The following is a 23,019-nucleotide window of genomic DNA, read 5'->3' on the forward strand; positions in this document are numbered from 1 at the left end:
TTTTAAATGAGAATGAGATGCAATTGTATAATTCGCTATTATCCTCGTAATTCCAGATTGGTGTCAAGAAAATTGAGAATCATTCTCGTTAAATATGACCAATCTTCAGAACCGCTCTTTCTAAAAAATTCTGTGCAACAGAAAAATGATTTCTAGAGTTCTTTAAAAATCTCTCTAAAATATTAAAGAGCTTTTTCCTATTGGTTCTTAAGAGATTTGAACTATAAGATTAGATAAATTTACGCCGATTCTTATTTTAATTACGAAATTTTGGATGACTAAAGAAGATGACGGACCAGTTTAAATCAGGTATTCGCATTCAATGCTTCTCGAAGTTTAATCAAATGAGCACGAAAAATAGATGCGCGTAGCTTTGAAGTAGCCAAAAAATGATCTCTTAAATAGCTTCTTTAAACTAAAGAGCCATTTAGTTATTACTTATAACTTTCCTTTTTCAGTCTATTTAGCATTAGTAAAGATGTTCTATTCTTTTTCTTTGAAAACAATTTCATTAAGGGTTCTCTAAACTTAGAATACCTGAATTATAATCGTAAGCAAAAATTTCTGCATATCGACCCCAGTCAATGACAGTAGTTAAAACTTCGCTCGCTGTCTGCTCACTGAGATAATTCTCAAGATTATCCAGAAAGTGCTCTTTAGAAATCTCGTGGTTGAGATGTTTATTTAATTCTTGGCAGATTTTACTTGCTAATGGAACACATTCAATTAAATGCCTTGCAAATATTTTTTTACGTTCTAGAATGTTAGCTTCTGCTAATTGACGTCCTGCCTTTGTTAATTCGATGTCTCCACCGGAGACGCGAGCAAAATGCAGTATTTCAAGTGCTTCTGTAATAGGAAATAACGCATCAATTTCATAATGTAATTCTTCCGTTAATTCAGGTAAATCTATTTTTTTCTGCTCATAAGAAGCTAATGTTTCTATAAAGCCCATCATTTCAGAAATGGGTACTTGCGGTAACCTATAGCCAATATCGATAGTCTTAAATTTAATGGCTTCTGGAACAGCTTCTACCGATGATGGTTTTGTCATTAATCCATAAATATTATCTACGATTTGACGAAATTTTGGATCTTGATCATTTCGCAAATGCGGCAAGTCAACTTTCACTTCTGCACGAATAGTTCCTGGATTAATTGAAAATACTAAAATGCGATCCGCTAAAAATGCGGCTTCTTCAATATTATGAGTTACGATAATTACATTTTTAATGTTAGTTTTTCCAGAACGCCATATATTAATTAAATCACTTCTTAAATTTTCAGCCGTTAAAACATCTAACGCTGAAAATGGCTCATCCATTAATAGCACTTCTGGATCTACAACTAATGCTCGTGCTAACCCAACCCGTTGAGACATACCGCCGGATAATTCTTTTGGATAAGCCGATTCAAAACCATCAAGGCCCACGACATCAATAGCTTTAAGAGCACGAGCCCGACGCTCCTCACGGAGGACACCTCGGGCTTCTAGACCTAATTCAACGTTTCCTAATACCGTAAGCCACGGCATCAATGCAAAATGTTGAAACACCATACTTAATCCAGGAACAGGTGCAACGATGGGTTTATCGTGATAAAGAACTACTCCAGATGAAGGCTTAATCAAGCCTGCAATAATTCGCAGTAGAGTGGATTTTCCAGATCCGGATTTTCCTAAAATTGCGATAATTTCACCCTCATTTAAATTAAAGTTTATACGATCTAGCACTAATAAATCCTGTAAACCTTGTTTTTTAAATAGTTTACTTACATTTCTAACTTCGGTGATAGGATGATTATTTTTTCTCACGATCCACTACTCTGCCTGTTTTATTTAACCTGAAAATGTTCTTCCGCCAATCGATATAGCGGTCTCCACAGGCCGTGATTAAATGTTAATACATATAAAGACATCACCATAATCACTAGAGCAAGACGTGGAAAATCACCTTGTTGAGAAACAGATGTGATATAAGCACCCAATCCGATTGCATGTAAATGCGTGTCTCCCCAGTTCACTGCTTCAGCAATAATACTTGTGTTCCAAGCACTACCTGCTGCCGTAATGGCGCCTGTAATGTAATAAGGAAATATTCCTGGTAACATAAATCGTTTCCACCAGAGCCACCCCGTAACGTTCAATGTACCAACAGCATGGTGTAAGTTTTTAGGTAACGCCATTACTCCAGCAATGACGTTGAATAAAATGTACCATTGTGCGCTTAAAATCATCAGCGGTGAAGTCCAAATATTTACATTTAAAGCAAATCGAATGATGCAAACCACTATGATTGGAAATAACAAATTAGCAGGAAATGCTGCTAAAAACTGCGCGATAGGCTGAACTACTCGAGAGATATTCGGTCGTAAACCAACCCAAACTCCAATAGGCACCCAAATGAGAGAACTGAAAATAAGTAAAATAGTAACACGTAATCCTGTCACAAAACCCAAATAAAAGACGTGAAATATCTCAGACCAACTCACTTCAGCTAAAATAAAACGCATTAACAAGTAAAAAGAGATCGCCAATGCCAAAATTAAAAGCATATTCCAGCTTATAGTAAAAAACCGACGGAATAAATGTCGATATTCAGAAAATTTTCGTGGAAGACGATAATGAAAGATCCGGCAATTAACGATAGTGTTTCCTAATAAAGAGAAATATTTACCAATAAAACGTAAAAATCGCGTACGCTGAAATAAATTTAATATCCACGATTGTGCTTCACTTTCGCCTACATTTACTTCCGCACTGAATTTTTCTGCCCAAGCAACAAGTGGACGAAACAACAATTGATCATATAATGCAATCACGATAATCATTGTGATAATCACATAAATCACAGCCATTTTATCCGCGCGCTTAATTGCCAAACCGATGTAAGAACCAATGCCCGGTAACATAATATCGTGTCCTGCTACAGTAATCGCTTCTGAAGCCACTAAAAAAATCCAACTACCTGACATGGATATCATGGTATTCCACAATAAACCTGGTGTAGCAAATGGAGCTTCCACTCGCCAAAAGCATTGCCAAGCAGATAATTGCAACATTGTAGAAGCTTCTTGTAAATCATTTGGCACAGTTCGAAGGCTTTGATAAAAACTCAATGCCATATTCCATGCCTGTGCTGTAAAGATTGCGAATAATGCTGCACATTCAGGGCCTAATAAGCTACCGTGAAATATGGAAACAAAAGTAGCTACCGTAATTGTTAAAAAACCTAACACGGGTACGGATTGTAAAATATCAATTATAGGGATAATAATGCGTTCAGCATTGCGGCTTTTGGCAGCCCAAGTACCAAAAGTAAATGCAAATAATAGTGAAAAAAACATTGCGATTAACATGCGTAATATAGTCCGTAATGCATAATACGGCAGCATGGTCGGATCTAATGAAATAGAGAGAGGCTGCCCTAAATCAAACCTTGCCATCATTGCATTGGCGCCATAACCTAGTAAAACAAGAATGGCTAAAACCAATAAAAGAGCGACTGCGTCCCAATAATTCGGGATCGGAGATAAAATAACTTCATTTTTTGCATACGTTTTTTTTTTAAATAACAACACGTCCTCTCTATTTCTTTTTCTTTTATGGAGTAATTTTGGTGGCATCAACTGAAACTGAGAAACACCACATCCGATAAATCAAGATTCGATAATTTCTACTATAACTAACTATCGTCCATCGGCTTTCTACATTACCTGCAAAAACCTAAATTTAGGTGCAGTTTGGAAAACTATCATTATAGTCCTATGGACTATATAGGGAACTACTGGAAGTTTTTAAGCAAGGTGTGGTGTGATACACACAGCGCTCCTAGACCTCACAAAGAGGTAAGTTATTCAAAATTTGAGAACTTTACAGTGGTTTTTTAAAAAAGGCAACCTTCCTCTCTTTTGATTCCTTTTTTTCTATTTTTATCGATACCAATCATTTAATACTAATTTTACTCCATCCAAACCATTACTGCTCCGGTTGTGAGAAGAAAATAATTGAATGGATATCTTATTGCTGTTCTTATTGCCGTATCTAGTATTCAGCCAATGTTGTACTTCACTAAGAACTTTTTTCGCTACGCTTTGATTAAGTTTATCTGATTTCGTGAGGAGTATGTGAAGAGAAATATTGTATTTCACCACCCACTCAATCACATCCTCGTCCATCCCTTTTAAAGGGTGTCGTATATCCATAACTACTACTAATCCTTTTAAACAGTTCCGTTTTTTTAAATAACTCCTAACTAACTTTTCCCATCGTTCTTGAATTATACGAGGAACTTTAGCGTAACCATAGCCTGGTAAATCTACCAAACGCTGTTTCTCATTTAAGGCAAAAAAATTAATCATTTGCGTCCGGCCAGGCATTTTACTGGTACGCGCTAAACCTTTAATACCTGTAATTGCATTTAATGCGCTCGATTTTCCGGCATTAGATCGACCAATGAACGCAACCTCGGTTCCCTTATCCGGCGGAAAATTACTAAATTCAGCCGCACTATTAAGGTATTTTGTCTCTTGATAGATGGTGGATATCATAGTTCGATCATAAACTTAAATGTTTAATCTTGAAGGGTAAAGTATAACACTGTTTAAGATAAAATACGGAACTTTATCTAATTTTTTAAATTTAGTTCTTGTATAAATCCGAATAGGCAACGTTCTTTTATCCATTTCTCAGATAAATGATGTGTTGAGCATCAATGTTGGTTACTCATCCCCTAAAAAAATTAAATGACGAATTAAATGGAAAACTAATTGAGAGGCCGAAATTGTTATAACAGCAACTATTCAACAATAACTTAATGGCTTAATTCAGTACTTCATTCAGAAGATGGGCGGCTTGTGAGTATAATATTTTTCTATATTCCCATTTAGCCTATATGGTAGAAGTAGAGAATCTAAAGGATCTAAGAAGAGAGAAGAACTTGATAAATTCTTCCTGCCAAATTGGACTTTATTGAAAGTAATCATCACTTTATCCTGAACCTGCGAAAATTAAAACAAAAATTTTTCCTGTTAATTTAGGAGATTTTTTGAATGGCAGAATAAATTTCCTTTCCTTTCCTTTCCTTTCCTTTCAAGTTTCCAATTTTCAAGGAATCTTCGTTTTTTTGAACAAGTTTATCGTAAAGAGCACAAACAGTAATAACAATTTTCTAGGAAGTGAATAAACTTTTCAATATGAGATAAACTTGCAATAGTAAGCGTTGGAATTAAACATTTAACTAACAACTATTTTATTAAAATCGTCTTTTCCTTCCTCGGAACTTAAAAATTAACACAAGTCATTTTCTAAAATAACTTTTTTCTTATTAATTGAAGACAGACCGTTACTCAACGAGAAGATGTGATCTATACTAAATTCATATAATTATTCAACACGACAACCATCATAAGATTAAGATTAAATTGTTAACCGAAAACAACTACTTTTCTAAGGAAGTAGCATCTATGCATTCCGAACTCTCGGTTCAAGCTCATCATTTTTATAACGTTTCATCATATTTTCTAGTGAAATCACTTTGATTTTGTCGGCTTGCCCCGCAGTGGCAAACGCTTCATAACGTATTTCACATATGGCTTTCATTGCTTTTAGTGCTTCACTTAAGTATTTTCGCGGATCAAATTGAGAGGGATTTTTAACCAGATAACGACGAATGGCTCCTGTAGAAGCTAATCTTAAATCCGTATCAATGTTAACTTTCCGAACACCATAGCGAATGCCTTCTTGGATTTCTTCAATAGGTACACCATAGGTTTCAGGAATTTTACCTCCGTACTTATTAATTATCTTAAGCCACTCCTGGGGAACTGATGAAGATCCATGCATTACTAAATGGGTATCGGGTAGTCGTTCATGGATAGCTTTGATTCTATCAATAAAAAGCACCTCCCCAGTTGGAAGTTGTGAGAACTTGTAAGCACCATGACTGGTGCCAATAGCAATGGCTAACGCATCTACTTTAGTTTTTTTAACAAAATCAGCAGCTTGTTCAGGATCCGTTAACATCTGCTCATATGATAATCTCTTTTCAGAATCCAAATCATCCTTTTTGCTTGCTTTTAATTTTTCCAGCGAGCCTAAGCAACCAAGCTCCCCCTCTACCGAAACACCACAAGCATGTGCCATTTGTGCTGTTAATGCTGTTACTGAGATATTATATTCATAATCTGAAGGAGTTTTTTGATCTTCAAGAAGAGAACCGTCCATCATTACTGATGTAAACCCCATTTGAATAGACCGTTGGCATACTGATGGTGAAGCACCATGATCTTGATGCATGCAAATCGGGATATGTGGCCATTCTTCGGTTGCTGCAAGAATGAGCGCACGAATAAAATGAGGACCAGCGTATTGGCGTGCACTCGCTGAGGCTTGAACGATAACTGGGCTTCTCATTTTATCAGCTGCTTCCATAATTGCACGTACTTGCTCTAAGTTACTGACATTGAAAGCAGGAACTCCATACCCGTGCTCGGCAGCGTGATCTAATAGTTGCCGTAAAGTGATAAGAGCCACAAAATCTCCTTCTTTTTTATGTTTTATTATGAACCACTTTTAAAGGGTAAAATCTTTATGGCTTTATAAGCTATCCATCTCCATTGTATCTATATGATCACCCTTACCCCAACATTATAAAATTCTCATTATTAAATAAGCTCTTTTCCCATAAAAAATAGTTCTCGCGTAAGCTACTATTTAGAGTATATTCTGCAACTTCTATTGCGATAGAGATTACACATAAACGTCCTAACTATAACGAAAAAATCAAGTGGTTTTTTTTTATGTGCCGAGTTAAAAGCAGAATCGTTATTATTTTAACCAACATAATTTGAACATCATCGGCAATTGTGCTATTTTTCCTTAAATATAATTAAGGCCTTGTGAATGAAAGTACGTTTGTTTTTTTATTTTAAAAAAGCATCCGCTACATCTAACATACGGTTAGAAAACCCCCACTCATTATCGTACCAAGAGATAACCTTTACTAGTTTATCGATTATTCGAGTTTGACCTGCATCAAAAACTGATGAATGCGGGTTATGATTAAAATCGATAGAAACAAGCGGCTCTTCATTATAACCAATAACACCTTTCATTTTACCCAAACAAACTTCTTTCATCAAGGCATTAACTTCTAAAACATTCACTGATTTTTTGGCATTAAAAGTAAAATCAATCACAGAAACATTAATTGTAGGCACACGAATAGCATAACCATCTAATTTTCCATTTAATTCTGGCAATACCAACCCAACAGCAACGGCAGCTCCAGTTTTGGTAGGAATCATTGATTGTGTAGCTGCACGTGCTCGATGCAAATCTCTATGATAGCTATCAGTAAGGTTTTGATCGTTAGTATAAGAATGAACAGTTACCATTAACCCACGTTTAATTCCAATTTCATCATTTAATACTTTCACCAGAGGTGCCAAACAGTTTGTTGTACACGAGGCATTAGAAATAATTCTATCTTCTTTAGTAATAGTATTTTCATTAATACCAAATACAATGGTTTTGATATTATTACCAGCGGGTGCAGAAATTAAAACTCTTTTTGCTCCAGCGCTCAAATGCGCCTCAGATTTTTCTTTATTCGTGAATAATCCTGTACATTCGAGCACTAAATCAATACCAAGTTCTCGCCAGGGTAATTCTTTTGGATTTCTTATCGAAAATACTTTAATTTTATCGCCATTAATCACTAGTCCTTCTTTGTCAACGCTCACGTCAGCTGGAAATAGTCCATGCACTGAGTCATATTTAGTTAAATGAGCAGCATTGATGTTGGTATCTCCCAAATCATTAATGGCAACAATTTTAAAGTCATGATGCCTCTTTGATTCGTAAAAAGCCCGTAAAATATTTCGGCCAATGCGGCCATAACCATTAATAGCAATTTTATATGCCATGTTATCTCTCCTCAGTTTCAAATTTTTAGAAAAACCCTTTCACTGTATCAATAATCCGTTTTGGAGTGAATCCATATTCATGATACATCACTTGATAAGGTGCTGAAGCGCCAAATCGATCGATCCCAATTACCTTACCTTCGCGCCCAACAAATTGGTACCAATAATCTGGATGAGCTGCCTCGATAGCAATGCGCTTGGTTATGTGTGAAGATAAAACTGATTCCTGGTAATTGATATCTTGATTTTTAAAAATTTCACAACAGGGCATAGAAACAACTCGTACCGGAATGTTTTTTTCCAAAGCTTTTGCAACTTCAACAGCAATCATTACTTCAGAACCCGTAGCTATTAGAATAACTTGAGCTGGTTTTGTCGCCTCCCACAATATATATCCTCCTCTTGCAATTAATTTCATTTGTTTCAAATCATGATGCTGATGGGTAACCTTTTGACGAGTTAATAAAATACAACTTGGTCCATAATGCTCAATCATCTCTCGCCAAGCCACTGCTGTTTCGGTACCGTCACAAGGACGCCACACATACAAATTTGGAATCATTCGCAAAGAAGGCAATTGCTCAATTGGTTGGTGCGTAGGACCATCTTCTCCCAAACCAATCGAATCATGAGAATAAACAAAAATAGTATGTGCCTGAGTAAGCGCTGCTAGACGTATAGCATTTCGCGCATAATCTGAAAAAGTTAAAAAAGTACCAACAAAAGCAATAAAACCACCGTGTAGTGCAATGCCGTTTGCTATAGCTGTCATCGCGAATTCTCGCACACCATATTCAATATAATTTCCCTGACGATTTTCTTTACTCAAAATATTCGCGCCCGACCATTTTGTGCAATTCGATTCTGATAAATCGGCAGAACCACCAATTAATTCAGGTAATGAAGGTACAATAGCGTTTAAACATTTCAAAGATAATTTACGTGTAGCACTGTCTTCTTTCAATTCTTCCATATTTAAAATAAATTTTTCTACTGTTTTAGCATAGTCTACGGATAATAATTTTTTCTGTCGTCGCAAAAATTCTTTTGCTAACTTAGGATGATGTTTTTCATAATGAGTGAATAATTGATTCCACTGAGTTTCGCGTTCTTCCCCTTTTTCTCTCGCATCCCATGCAGCATAAATTTCCTGAGGAATTTCAAATGGCGGATAAAGCCAATTTAAAATTTTTCGAGCACCGGCAACTTCTTCCTTTCCTAGAGGAGCTCCATGTGTCAACGCTTGGCCTGCCAAAATAGGCGCACCATAACCAATAATCGTTTTGCAACAAATTAGTGTTGGCTTAGTGATTTCATTTTTTGCAACAATAATAGCTTGAGAAATGACGTCGGGATCATGCCCATCTATATGTGGAATTACTTGCCATCCATAAGCTTCAAAGCGCTTTGGTGTGTTATCGGTAAACCACCCTCGCACATCTCCATCGATAGAGGTACCGTTATCGTCATAAAAAACAATTAATTTTCCTAGACCTAAGGTTCCTGCTAACGAACAAGCTTCATGGGAAATACCTTCCATGAGATCCCCGTCACCTGCAAAAACATACGTGTGATGATCCACTATGATTGGAAAATTCTTACGATTAAAAGTTCTAGCTAAAACTTGTTCGGCGATAGCCATTCCCACCCCATTGGCTAAACCTTGCCCAAGTGGACCCGTTGTCGTTTCAACACCAGGAGTGTGCCCAAATTCAGGATGACCTGGTGTGCGTGAATGGAACTGACGAAAATTTTTTAAGTCTTCAATTGTTAAATCAAACCCACTTAAGTGTAACAGCGCGTATTGTAACATGGCTCCATGACCGTTAGATAAAATAAATCGATCACGATTGAACCAATAAGGATTAGTAGGATTGAATTTTAAAAAATCGCGCCACAATACTTCAGCAATATCCGCCATGCCCATTGGCATTCCGGGATGTCCAGAACTAGCTTTTTCTACAGCATCCATTGTCAACACACGAATTGCATTAGCACACTCTCGGCGTGATAGCATAAACCTTTTCCTTTGATAATTCTAAAAATTAGAATTCTAAATTAAAACATAAATATCAAACTATAGATGGTAACGCGTCTAAAGAGGTTACGCAATTTTAAGAGGTTTGGTGTTAAGTAAAATTGACGTTAAGTAAAATTCTCGGTCGAAAATTAGAGCATTCAGATTAACATTGGATAATATTACAGGACTGTAACACTTTGAGGTCTAAGCGTATTATCTCCTAGAGGTTAGGAATGTTGTTAATCTTATTATAAATCTCCAATTTTCCAAAAATAGAAATATAATCCAATGGGAAGTATAATTCTGTTTTTAAATTTTTCGATAAAGGAATGAAACGATGTGTGGCATTATAGGGGCGATTGCTCAACGTGATGTGGCAGACATTTTATTGGAAGGTTTGAACTATTTAGAATACCGTGGTTATGACTCTGCCGGAATCGCCATCCTTCATCCAGAAACTTATAAAATTCAACGATCTCGTATTAAAGGTAAGGTTCAAGCTCTTGTCAAAAAGCTAGAAAAAAAACCTCTGAAAGGTTACACAGGCATTGCCCATACTCGCTGGGCGACGCATGGAAAACCCACAAAAAACAATGCTCATCCTCTCTGCTCGAAAAATTCCATTTCCATCGTTCACAACGGTATCATCGAAAATCATGAATTGCTTCGGCAAAAGCTCACAAAATTAGGCTATGTATTTAAGACAGAAACTGATACAGAAGTAATTGTTCACTTAATTAATTATTACAGTAAAAATAAAAAGGAATTATTACCAGCTATCCGGCAGGCCACTCAGGAATTAAAGGGAGCTCATGCCTTAGCCATTATTTCCACTATAGAACCCGAAGCATTATATGCGGTTCGCTGTGGCAGCCCTTTAATTATTGGTCTAGGAATTGGCGAACACTTTATTGCCTCAGATATTAGTGCTTTGCTTTCAGTAACTCAGAAATTTATTTATTTAGAAGAAGGAGATATTGCTAAAATTGGAATTAATACTGTTTCTATTTACGACCAATCTGGAAAATTAATTGAACGGCCTTCACATACTTCGAAAATTGATTATGATGAGGTGAAAAAAGGGAAATTCCGTCATTTTATGCAAAAAGAAATTTTCGAGCAGCCACAAGGTGTGCTAGATACGATTTCTGGGCATTTAATAAATAATACAGTAACCCTACAGAGTTACAATCATCAAAAAGCAGAATCTATTCTTAGAAGAATAAAACGTCTCCAAATTGTTGCTTGCGGTACAAGTTTTCATGCTGCTTTAGTTGGTCGTTATTGGTTAGAAGACTTAGCCGGTATTCCTTGTCAAGTGGAAATCGCCAGCGAAAATAGGTATCGCAAAGTAGTAGTAGAACCTAATACTTTATTTATTGCTATATCTCAATCTGGGGAAACAGCTGATACGTTAGCAGCATTACGCCAAGCAAAGAAATTGGGATATGCTGCAACCTTAGGTATTTGCAATGTTCCAACAAGTTCCATAGCTCACGAAACTGACCTAGTTTTTCTTACTCGTGCAGGAATTGAAATCGGTGTTGCAGCTACTAAAACATTTACTACACAATTAGTTTCTTTATTATTACTAGTCGCCTTGTTTCAAAGAGAAAATAATGGAAAATGTGAAATTATCATTAATCATTTACGAAATTTACCAGATCTTATAAAAAAAACACTTGATTTAAGCGCTTCCGTCAAGCAGTTGTCGCAGCATTTTTTGGATAAACAAAATGCTTTATTTCTGGGTCGCGGTGCACTTTTCCCAATCGCTTTAGAAGGCGCTTTAAAATTAAAAGAAGTTTCCTATATGCATGCAGAAGCTTACCCAGCAGGCGAATTAAAACATGGTCCTTTAGCTTTAATCGATAAAGGCATGCCAGTTATCGTCATTGCACCTAATAACCATTTGATTGCAAAGTTAGAATCAAATATACAAGAAGTTCGAGCGCGGGGAGGTGAATTATATATTTTCATAGATGAACAAATTCCCTGGAAATCCAAAACTTACAATAGCTTAGGCTTAGCTATTCAAATGCCTACTATGGCTGACATAATCGCTCCTATTGCTTATACCGTACCCTTGCAATTACTAGCCTATTATACGGCTATTTTAAAAGGAACTGATGTTGATCGACCACGCAATTTAGCGAAATCTGTTACGGTAGAATAAAAATTGCTCTTGGCCCTAAGTCGCTCTAAAAAATCACTAAGCTCAATTTTCTCAACTGATGTATTAGCTTTTGATGTATTAGCTTTTACAGATTTTCTGTTGGTTAAAATTTTACCATAAAAGCGGAAGTTATTTGAAACGTTCGGACCTATCTCAAGAAGCTGACCGTAAACTCTTGACTAGGTGTAATCACGAGCATACGTACATATATGATAAAGCCTTACTGATCTTTGATGAAATTCAAGAATGCTTTAATATGCATTATCCTAAATAGTTTGCAAATATTTCTAAAGTTCCTTGTTTAGGTATAAAGCTAGTATATACTAAAGAAGTTTCTGTCCTTGCTCTGTTTTAGAAAGATGTATTTCAAAACCCTTTTTACCCGATTAACTTTAGTCTACTTAACTTTAAATTGAATTTTTGTATAATGAAGGCATCGGGTCGCTAGAAACTAAGAAGAAGAATCCACTTGACCATGTTTTAGTCTCCTTTGCATTTTTCGTCAAGCTATACCCATTTGAGAATGTAAGCAATTAATTACAGACCTCCTTTGGAATTTTTCCATATCGAGTGAAGATACACACGCTAATTCAAAACTACTTAACTAACCTAACCAAATTTTCCGTTACCCGAAGCTTGGTCATTTTTAAGAAGAAATTTCCGCTACAAAATGTATTATTGTAGAGTAATCATAACATCACCTGCTTTACGCAATACAACTGAATCAATAAAATCTATTATTTTCCAAGATTGATAATCATCGCTGACAAAATCTAATCGATGTAAGGAAAAGATTAAATGATATTAACCTAAACAAAAAAAATTTTTAGAGAAATATCACATAAGTCCTTCACCTGATGCTTCTTTTTTATGTAATCATTTGCATCAACAAGTCTTTCCTAAATTTACTACTATTTATCAGAAAAAGAGTTCTATCCTTTTCAAAAGGTTGCATACTCATTAATCAAACCTAATTACCGGGTTATAACCTCTTTTTTAAGAGCGAGAAAAATTTCACTACTTTTTTAGAAAAAGAATATTCGTGATCTATTGATTAATATTACAATCATTTTTCAAATGATTCGCTTTCTCAAAGCTTAGGAACGATGTTATAAAGATTACTTAGAACTTCATCCAGCGAACAGTTAGAGTCATGAGAATATTAGCACCCATAGCTAACACAAATAATCGGTTAGAAAAGAAGTTGAGAAAACATAATGCCTATTCACTTATCTTTGCTTGTTTAACTCATTTAGTCCGAAAAGCATATATAATAATTACTGAATAGCTAACAATCAATAGAAGAAGATGCTACAAATACCAACAGAACCCAAAAATAAATAATCTTAAAATAAAACAGCAACAATTAAGAGAAATTGGATGCCCATTGATTTTAATCAACATTGCTTTGATAGACGATTTATTAATCCACTAAAATAACCACAACTAAAATTAAAACCCTATTTCATCCGTGGGAAGTAAGAAGAGTAAACAATCCATAGTAGTAAGAAAAATCAAAAATGAATGGAAGGAAACTACTCAATTCATAAAATCACCACTAATGCAAAAATGAAATGTTTTCATTTTCGGATTTTTCCGTTCAACAACCCCACCCGTATTAAAATCTTGTAAATCTTAATAAAATATATAGCGTGATGAAATCAGATATGCGTTGCTTTTTCTGTTTTCAAGTTTCTTTAAAAATAGCCAAGCACCCACAGTAAAAATGCATTGGCCAATGAAATTGGCAAAGAAAAATTAAAGCAGTACTGATAAATTCAACCAATTTAAAAACATTGTCTAAATAATAAATGCTGTTAATAATCAAACTGATAATAAAGTCAAATAAGATCAGCGATAAAGACAATATTTCGCTTTATATTGATAAAAACTGATATTCATAATCATGCTTACGCAATGGAGCTTGCTTGATATGAAGTCGGCAATCCACACTTACTTCTAATGATTAATTAATAAAGATTAAACTATGGATAGCTATTTAATAGCTGACAATAAATCACTAAGAAACAACTCCAGTAAACAAATTAAAAATGCTTTTTGCAATCTATACAAATCGGATAAATCCCCTGAAATTGACTAGGGACGGCTTAGCATTCTAAAACCGCTTTCACGTGTAATCAAAGATCACAGTTCCGCTCTACTCTAAATACAGAGGGGTTTATGTAAACTTACGATACGAATCGTATCGCTAGAGTACAGCAGATATTAATAACTTGCTAATGAAGAATCAATACAGTTAATCCAGGCAAGAATACCCCCTTTCAAGCTTGAAACTCGAGTAAACCCACTATCTTTTAGTAATTGTGCGGCGTAATAACTACGCTGCCCGGACTTGCAATAACAAACGATAAACTTGTTTCTCGGTAACGTTGTTAGAAGCTTATTAAGTTTAGGTAACGGAATATGCAGACCACCAATATGGCAAATATCCCTTTCATAGAATTCACGCACATCAATTAATAAAATGTCTGCGTTTGATTTTTCTAACCACTGAGAGAGTGTCTTCACTTCTATTTCCTGAATTTGTGCTTGATCCTTACCTATCGGAAAAAACTCACTGATTGATTCACCTTCAATACAGCATGGACAATGAGGATTTTTGGGTATAACAAATTCTTTTACCTTCATTGATAAAGCATCAATAGTCAGCAGTCGTCCCGATAGTACTTTTTCTTTGTTTAATAAAATTTTTATAGCTTCGGTGGCTTGAATACAACCTAAAATTCCAGGTAATACACCTAGAACACCACCTAATGTACAATTGCCAATAAGTTCCTTTGGTGATAGTGCTTCATATAAACAACGATAACAGGGACCTTCTTTATAATTGAAGACACTACATTGACCTTGAAATTGGTAAATTCCTGCAAAAATTAGGGGTTTTTTATGTTTAACACAGACATTATTTAGTAAGTAACGTGTTCGATAATTATCAGTGCAATCGATAATAATCTCAAAATCACGCACTGTTTTTTCTGCGTTATCTTCTCTTAAGAAGATTTCATAGGTAATTACTTTTAAAGAAGGGTTAAATTGTTCAAGATAATGTTTTGCTTGAACTGCTTTATTCTTACCAATATCATTAGGTGTGAAAATGACTTGTCTCTGAAGATTCGATATTTCCACTTGATCACCATCAATAATACCCAAAGTACCAATACCTGCTGCTGCTAAATATTGCAATACAGGAGAACCCAACCCCCCAGCACCAACACAGAGAATGCGTGAATTAAAGAGACGTACTTGCCCTTTTTGACCGATTAATGGAAAATGGCGAGTATAACGTCTGTTATCCATGGAAGTTAGCGCCATAAAAACCTAATGTGCCTCATCCCAATTATTTCCTACTCCAATATTAACCACTAACGGCACTAAAAGGGATGTGACTTCTTCCATTTCTTTCTTAATTTTCGGAATAATGCGATTAAGATCTTTATTTGCAACCTCAAAGACAAGCTCATCATGCACCTGAATAATCAAATTGGTATTAATGGTACTGTTATTTTTAAGCCAATCATTTAATTTGATCATAGTAATTTTAATGATATCCGCTGCAGTACCCTGTACAGGTGCATTAATTGCAGCGCGTTCGGAAGCACGGCGGCGCTGAAGATTAGAAGCGTTAATGTCAGGAAGATAGATACGTCGACCAAAAAGGGTTTCTACATAGCCCTGCAAAGAAGCTATAGCACGTGTTTTTTTCATATATTCATGAACCTTAGGATAACGTTTAAAGTAAATATCGATGTACTTTTGAGCAAGCTTACGTTCAATACCAAGTTGGTGTCCAAGACCAAAACTTGACATACCATATAATAATCCAAAATTAATCGTCTTAGCATGACGACGTTGTTCCGTTGTTACTTGCTCTAATGGTACTTCAAAAATCTCAGAAGCGGTGGTACTATGAATATCCCATTTTTTTTCAAATGCCTTGATTAATTCGGAGTCTTTGGACATATGAGCAATAATACGTAATTCCACTTGTGAGTAATCTGCTGAAACGATACAAAAACCCGGTGGTGCAATAAAAGCACGTCGGATTTTTCGACCTTCATCCGTACGGATAGGGATATTTTGCAAATTAGGATTATTTGAAGATAAACGTCCTGTAGAGGTAATGGTCTGATTGTATGACGTATGCACCCGACCGGTTAATGAATTCACTTGTTTAGGTAGACGATCGATATAAGTCGATTTTAATTTACTAAAACTTCGATGCTCCAAAATAACTTTTGGCAAAGGATAATTGCGTGCCAAATCCTGCAATACATTTTCCGCCGTCGACGGCTGCCCTCCGAGAGTTTTTTTGAATATCGGCAGTTTTAATTCATCGTACAAAATCTTTTGTAATTGTTTCGGTGAGCCGAGATTAAATGCCCGCCCTGCTAACTTATAAGCCTCATATTCAAGCTTATTGATACATTGACTCAATTCATCACTTTGTAAGCGCAACATTTGGGTGTCAATTAATACACCATGCCTTTCCATTTGCATTAGAATAGGTATAAGCGGTATTTCAATTGACTCAAAAACTTTCTTTAAATTTTTTTCTTTTTCGATTAACGACATTAATTTATAATGTAATTGTAAGATTAGATCCACATTTTCAGCAGCATAGATTGTTGCCTTGTCAATGGGGACTAAATTAAAGGTAATCCGTTTGATGTCCTTCCCCACAATATCTTCAAACTTGAGTATTGAACGCCTTAGATAATGTAAAGCTAATGCAGATAAATTATATCGACTACTATTGCTATTTAAAATATAGGATTCCAATTGGATATCATATATTTTTGCTTTGATACTCAAGCCTTCTTTGGCTAACATCTTACTGCCATATTTTACATTTTGACCGATAACTGTTTTTTCTGAATCACCGATAATTGATTTTAATTGCTGCAGTACCCACTTTTTTTCAAGTTGAACAGGGGCATGAGCGTAATTATGGCCTATAGGAACATAGGCTGCTTTATTAGGTCTAATGGCAAATGAAATTCCGACTACGCTCACTTCTACAGCAGAAAAATTATTAGTTTCTATATTAAAAGAAAATTCTTTAGCATCTCTTAATTTTTTTTCCCACTTTTCAAAAGTTTTTTTACTAACGATGGTAATATAATTAGGATTATCAGAAGATTTAATAGTCTTTTCCATTAAAATCTCCGAGAGCCAGGATTTAAATTCATATTTGGTAAATAATTCAATTAATTTTCTATTGTCTTTAGATCCCAATTTTAAATCCGTTAGTTTTTCTTCCAAAGGTAGATCAGAAATCACCGTAACTAATTGACGTACTAACGGTAATTGATGCAAATGAGCACGAAGGTTTTCACCTACTTTTCCTTTTATTTCATTAGCCTGTTTTTGAATATTTGCAAGGGATCCATATTCATTCAACCATTTAGCAGCGGTTTTTGGGCCCACTTTGGGAATGCTTGGAATATTGTCGATTTTATCACCGGTTAAACTTAAATAGTCAACAATTTTTTCAGGGGGGACGCCAAACTTTTCTACGACACCCGAAGGATCCAAGAAACGATGCGTCATTGTGTTAACTAAAGTAACACGATCACTGACAATTTGTGCTAAATCTTTATCTCCTGTAGAAACTAAAACAGGCAACCCATTTGCTTTAGCTTTTTTAGCTAAAGTAGCAATAACGTCATCAGCTTCATAACCGTCTTTAACGATCAACGGAAATCCGAGTGCTTTGATAATTTCAAATAACGGTTTTATTTGTTGAGACAATTCACTAGGCATCTCTTGTCGATTCGCTTTATAGCCACTATAGAGATCGTCACGAAATGTTTTCCCCTTAGGATCAAACACTACAGCAACATACTCTGGTTGATACTCTGCTATTAATTTTCGCAGCATACTAATCACACCATATATCGCTCCCGTCGGTTTTTGCCCTTTTACAGTGATTAACGGCGGTAATGCATAGTAAGCTCGAAAGAGGTAAGATGAACCATCTACCAACAAAACAAATGGCTTAGTAGTTTCATTTATCATAAGGCCCTCATCATCATTTGCTATCACGAAATAAATGGGTTAAGAAAGAAACCTAATATTAGGGTGAAATCACTAACCTATGATGCTCGCTGAGGATAATTGACATCTCAGTGAACCAGAAAACAATTAGATACGATTCAAACTGTTCAAAAACACACAAAACTGATAACATGAGCGATTTTTGATAATCATGTTCATGTTTAATTTCATTAAAGACTATGTTAAAAAGATCTATATCACCTTTTGCTTTGTTACTCACTTCTGTTAGCGCCATTTTGGGCTCGGGGTGGTTGTTTGCTACTTATTACACTTCGGAACTGGCAGGTCCTTCAGCGATCTTTGCTTGGCTTATTGGTGGTATAGCTACCATCATTATTGCTTTTGTTTTTGCTGAGCTTTGCACGATGCTGCCGATTACCGGTGCTAGTATCCGAATCCCGCATTATACACATGGTACACTGGTAAGCTTTCTTTTTTCTTGGATAATCTGGCTGTTCTACGCTTCATTAGCTTCAACGGAAGTTCAAGCAGTCCTGCAATATTTGAATTATTTCTTTCCCTCATTGGTTCATAACGATGGTGGTTTAACTACCTTAGGCTATTTTTTAGCTTCAGTATTAATGATAGCAATTTCAGCAATTAATATTTTTTCTTTACGTTGGTTACTAAGATTTAATAGCTCTTTAACCATTTTAAAAATTTCTATCCCTACGGTAGTAGCTATAGTTATTTTAAAATTATATTTTTCCCCTTCTCGACTTATTCATCCTGCTCATACCTCCTTCATGCCTTATGGAATGCACGGAATATTTTCAGCAGTCACCACTGGCGGAATTATTTTTGCTTTTAGTGGATTTAAACAAGCTTGTGAAATGGCCGGGGAAGCTAAAAATCCAACGCGTGCTTTACCTCTTGCTACCATTGGGTCTGTAATAATTTGTCTAATCATCTACCTTTTACTGCAATCCGCTTTTTTATCCTCGCTTTTGCCCATTAACTTAATTCACGGTTGGGCACACTTGGACTTACAAGGTGGAAAAAGTCCTATCACCGCGATTGTACATCAAAGACACTTAGATATTCTCCTTCCTTTATTGTATTTAGGAGCAATTATTGGACCCTTAGCCGCTGCGTTGATGTACACTGGTAGTGGGGGTCGCGCATTGTATAGTATGAGTAAAAATAATCATATTCCTCTTTTATTTCAACGTCTGACGACTCAGGGAAATCCTTCGATTGCTATCCTTACTAATTTTGTTTTAGGGATGTGCCTCTTTGCACCACTGCCGGGATGGAATCGCATGATAGCTTTTCTCACTTCATTAATGGCATTAACGTATGGTGTTGCTCCTATTTGCTTGTTAGCCTTACGTCAACAGCTTCCTCAACGTCTGCGACCATTTAGACTACCTGCTGTTACTTTATGGACTGCGGGAGCATTTTATATCTGCACTCTTCTTACTTACTGGAGTGGATGGATGATTATTTCTAAACTCGGCCTTACTTTACTTATCGGGCTTACTATATTGGTTGTTCACCGCTATTTTATCGAGCCAGATAAGCGATTTTCTTTTCACTGGCGAGCATCGATATGGATATGGCCCTATTTTCTAGGGATGGCATTAATTTCTTATCTCGGTAATTTTGGTGGAGGAAAAGAGATTATTCCTTTCGGCTGGGATTTTATTGTTATTGGTGTATTTTGTATTTTCACTTTATGGCTGGCAATGAAATTTAAATTGCCCGCTGAACTCACTCAACGTTTCCTTCAAGATCCTGAATTCGATCAGTAACCGCATAAAGGATTAAGGCCTTTTGTTTATTGAAAGAAGAAGAAGTTTGTCAAAATTTCTAGCGCCAATAAAATAACCCACCATCTCCTCCAAAGCAAGGAGGAGGTTAACGGTATTTTAAGTAAAAATGGGATTTTTCACACTTTAAAGTTCAATCTACACCTTAGTTTAGTAGAAGCACCTTAATATTCTATCTGAAGTAGACTCCATAAAAAAAGAAATACATCGATACATTAGCTCTGACTGATTTTCTTATATGGGATCGAGCTTGCAACTGATGGATTTTCTTTTTCTTGTTATGTTTCAGATAATCCTTTTATCTCAGCCTGTTTTCTTGTAACAGCAACCTGATGATTAAGTTGCTACTCTGGGTTATATAATAGTTCCTTGAGGAAGGGTGAATAACTATAATTATCAATTAAATTTCAACAAGTAAGGTTTCTATCGTGATAGACTAATGCGATTATCTTTTTGAATATAAAATTTATACAGCTTATTTTACATTTAGTTTTATTCATCGCTGCTCATCGTGCGCTACTCGTGAGCGAAAGGCATCTTGCGCAGAGTTTGAAACTATTTTGTTATGTCAACATTCTTAACTAAACTTACATCGGGCCTGCTAACAACACGTTACTATTTAGGATTGTGAGACGATGTTCATATTGTAAGTCAGTTCTCTTTCACTAATGCTTAATAAAATAGCAATAGCTAAATCACTTTTCATTACTTTTATTACTCATTATTTAGATAATTCAGTAAGTAGCATTTTTTAATTTTATCTCGATTGAAATAATGAAAAACTAATAGAAAACCTAAGTTTATAATGCTTTGTTTATTAACATAAGTCGTTCCTTAAGTTTCTATTTATTCCGATTATTCCGAATTATAAACGGACCAAGCAATAAAAAAATTAAAACGCCCTAAAGCGTTAATTGCAAGAAAAGTATTATTTATCACAATAGCTTTTACTCTCGTTTTTAATTCTAGTTATGACGATTGGTATTAATCTTGCTAATCGGGAAATGCATTATGGAATTTAATAAATTACTGATGGACCATGATAATTAATTCTATTTCACCTCAGTTACAAAACATTTATTAATTGCAAAACGAATGACTAACATTTGGTATTCAATATTATTTAATAGATCCTGCTACTAATATATTAACAACGATTATAAAAAAGTTTGATGATCAGTATCTAAATAAGTATTTAAGCTATTTTGTAGTATCGTTAAAAAAGTGTTAATACTAGCTTTAGCTCTTATTACAGTAAATTAAGTGTAGCTACTTCTCATACCTGCACGTACACTCACTTGCACTTGATTTGTATTAACTATTTTTCAGCACATAATGTTGTACATTACTAATCGCTAATTAATGATCTTTAATCCAAATAGTAACTACTGATTACAGGCAATATCACCGTAATAATACTATTTTTAAAGTTTAATTATCTGTTTTTGTTATCACAGTAAACTATATTATGAGCTAATCAGTCCATTTCTGCCTTATTTTAAGTGTGCTATTACAAAAAATTTTACAGAATAAGATTTTTATTAAAAGGCTATCTGTGCTACCTATAGGTAGCAATTACAAATTCTAATTCGTTGAAAAAAATGCATCTAAATCAAATGCTATTATCATTGTTTTAAAGCAAGTACGAGATGAATACCCGATCACCTCAATCCACTTTATTAAAAGTGGATTGAGGTGATCGGGTAAGAAAAAGACACTTGAATCCAATAAATCTTCCTTGATAGACTTCAAAAGATGATTACAATTCTTGTTGATGACTGCATTCCTTTTATTTCTGAATTATTTGGACGCTGGGGCAAATTAATTTTAAGGTCAGGAACTGCTATTCAAAGAAGCGATCTTAAAACAGTCAATGTTTTATTAACGCGGTCGATAACTCAAGTCAACGCTACTTTATTACAAAGAAGCACTGTTGAATTTATAGGCAGCGCAACTGCAGGATTTGATCACATTGATCATGAATGGTTAGCAAAACAACCTATCTCGTGGGCTTACGCACCTGGAGCGAATGCTGTAGCAGTGGCTGAATATGTGCTTCATTGTATTGCTTTTTTACGTAAAAAGGATTTATTACCGAAAGGATCACTAAACGCTGCTGTCATTGGAGTTGGTCATGTAGGTCGAATCGTTTCTGATCGTTTAAAAAAAATAGGTTTTTCTGTTGTCCATAATGATCCGCCACGTGCTGTTTCTGAAAAAGAATTTGTTTCTGTCCCACTAGATTCACTTACGAAAATGGATTTAATTTGTTTACATACGCCTCTAATTAAAACTGGAAAATTTTCTACTTATCATTTAATTAATGATATCTTTCTTAAAAAATTAAGGCCTGGTTGTGTCTTGTTAAACGCTGGACGAGGCGCAGTGATTAATAATCAAGCATTATTAGAGCATGATCATGTCATTGCCTGTTTAGATGTATGGGAAAATGAACCTAATATTAATTTGAATTTATTGCAAAAAATTGTTATTGGAACTCCGCACATCGCTGGTTATAGTAAAGCAGCAAAATTACGTGCGTCGCTAATGATTTACAAGGCTTTTTTAAAGCACTTTCAATTATCGGATATTCCTTGTGTCAAAGAACCACAACAATTATCAGAAAAGACAACTCTTGATGTCAGTGAATGTCGTACTGTCGAAGATGTCTTATTAAAAATCTATGATCCAGGGAAAGAAACTCAAATCATGAGCCAATTACTGATAAAGCATCTAGATTGGTTTGAAAAACTACGTCGTTATTATCCTTTACGTGAGGAATTTTCAAATATTCAATTAACGCCTTCACTAGAACCAAATCTAAAAAAAAATCTACAACAATGGGGATTTTCTTTTGATTAAGAGAAAGGATACTAAAGGCGATTTAAAATACTAAACGCAACCCTATTAAAGAGGGTGAATACACCGACGTGCAAACTTTACTTTGTAATAGTTTTAAGTGATTTAATCTTATCATCAAAATTCCTCAATTAAATTTAAATTTGCCAGATTATTGAGAAAATCAAATCTTGATTGAACTCCTTCCA

11 protein-coding genes are annotated in these 23,019 nt (G+C 35.2%); 3 read left to right on the forward strand and 8 right to left on the reverse strand.

Going from position 1 to position 23,019, the window contains the following annotated elements; all coding sequences use genetic code 11:
- Positions 1 to 511: 511 nt before the first annotated feature.
- The 6 genes from ONG85_RS00935 to tkt form a co-directional block, all read right to left on the reverse strand.
- Positions 512 to 1,813, reverse strand: a complete 1,302-nt coding sequence (locus ONG85_RS00935) for an ABC transporter ATP-binding protein (protein ID WP_406566713.1) — start codon at positions 1,811 to 1,813, stop codon at positions 512 to 514.
- Between the two features lie 20 nt (positions 1,814 to 1,833).
- Positions 1,834 to 3,579, reverse strand: coding sequence for an ABC transporter permease (locus ONG85_RS00940; protein WP_264435863.1), 1,746 nt, complete (start codon positions 3,577 to 3,579; stop codon positions 1,834 to 1,836).
- A 351-nt stretch (positions 3,580 to 3,930) separates the two neighbouring features.
- Positions 3,931 to 4,548: a ribosome biogenesis GTP-binding protein YihA/YsxC gene (gene yihA / locus ONG85_RS00945; protein WP_264435717.1), complete on the reverse strand. Its 618-nt coding sequence runs from the start codon at positions 4,546 to 4,548 to the stop codon at positions 3,931 to 3,933.
- Between the two features lie 913 nt (positions 4,549 to 5,461).
- Positions 5,462 to 6,532, reverse strand: a complete 1,071-nt coding sequence (gene fba / locus ONG85_RS00950; RefSeq protein ID WP_264435718.1) for a class II fructose-bisphosphate aldolase — start codon at positions 6,530 to 6,532, stop codon at positions 5,462 to 5,464.
- A 389-nt stretch (positions 6,533 to 6,921) separates the two neighbouring features.
- Positions 6,922 to 7,926 (reverse strand): type I glyceraldehyde-3-phosphate dehydrogenase, encoded by a 1,005-nt coding sequence (gene gap, locus ONG85_RS00955; protein WP_264435719.1) that lies wholly within the window; start codon positions 7,924 to 7,926, stop codon positions 6,922 to 6,924.
- A gap of 25 nt (positions 7,927 to 7,951) precedes the next feature.
- Positions 7,952 to 9,943: a transketolase gene (tkt, locus tag ONG85_RS00960; RefSeq protein ID WP_264435720.1), complete on the reverse strand. Its 1,992-nt coding sequence runs from the start codon at positions 9,941 to 9,943 to the stop codon at positions 7,952 to 7,954.
- 340 nt (positions 9,944 to 10,283) lie between these two features.
- Here tkt and glmS point away from each other — a divergent pair, with 340 nt between their 5' ends.
- Positions 10,284 to 12,122 carry a glutamine--fructose-6-phosphate transaminase (isomerizing) gene (glmS, locus tag ONG85_RS00965; protein ID WP_264435721.1) on the forward strand — a complete coding sequence of 613 codons (1,839 nt, stop codon included), beginning with the start codon at positions 10,284 to 10,286 and terminating at the stop codon, positions 12,120 to 12,122.
- A gap of 2,226 nt (positions 12,123 to 14,348) precedes the next feature.
- On the opposite strand, the gene ONG85_RS00970 is transcribed toward glmS, so the two are convergent.
- Together ONG85_RS00970 and polA are read right to left on the reverse strand one after the other, a co-directional pair.
- The gene (locus ONG85_RS00970; protein WP_264435722.1) at positions 14,349 to 15,455 is read right to left on the reverse strand and encodes a HesA/MoeB/ThiF family protein; all 1,107 of its coding nucleotides are present in this window, start codon (positions 15,453 to 15,455) and stop codon (positions 14,349 to 14,351) included.
- Positions 15,456 to 15,461: 6 nt separating this feature from the next.
- Positions 15,462 to 18,161: a DNA polymerase I gene (gene polA / locus ONG85_RS00975; protein WP_264435723.1), complete on the reverse strand. Its 2,700-nt coding sequence runs from the start codon at positions 18,159 to 18,161 to the stop codon at positions 15,462 to 15,464.
- Between the two features lie 218 nt (positions 18,162 to 18,379).
- Between polA and ONG85_RS00980 the strand changes: the two genes are divergently transcribed.
- Both ONG85_RS00980 and ONG85_RS00985 read left to right on the forward strand, forming a co-directional pair.
- Positions 18,380 to 19,954 (forward strand): APC family permease, encoded by a 1,575-nt coding sequence (locus tag ONG85_RS00980; RefSeq protein WP_264435724.1) that lies wholly within the window; start codon positions 18,380 to 18,382, stop codon positions 19,952 to 19,954.
- Between the two features lie 1,773 nt (positions 19,955 to 21,727).
- Positions 21,728 to 22,834, forward strand: coding sequence for a 4-phosphoerythronate dehydrogenase (locus tag ONG85_RS00985; RefSeq protein WP_264435725.1), 1,107 nt, complete (start codon positions 21,728 to 21,730; stop codon positions 22,832 to 22,834).
- Positions 22,835 to 23,019 lie beyond the last annotated feature (185 nt).

Origin of the sequence: Coxiella endosymbiont of Dermacentor marginatus (genome assembly GCF_907164955.1) — a bacterium.
Classification (GTDB): Bacteria; Pseudomonadota; Gammaproteobacteria; order Coxiellales; family Coxiellaceae; genus Coxiella.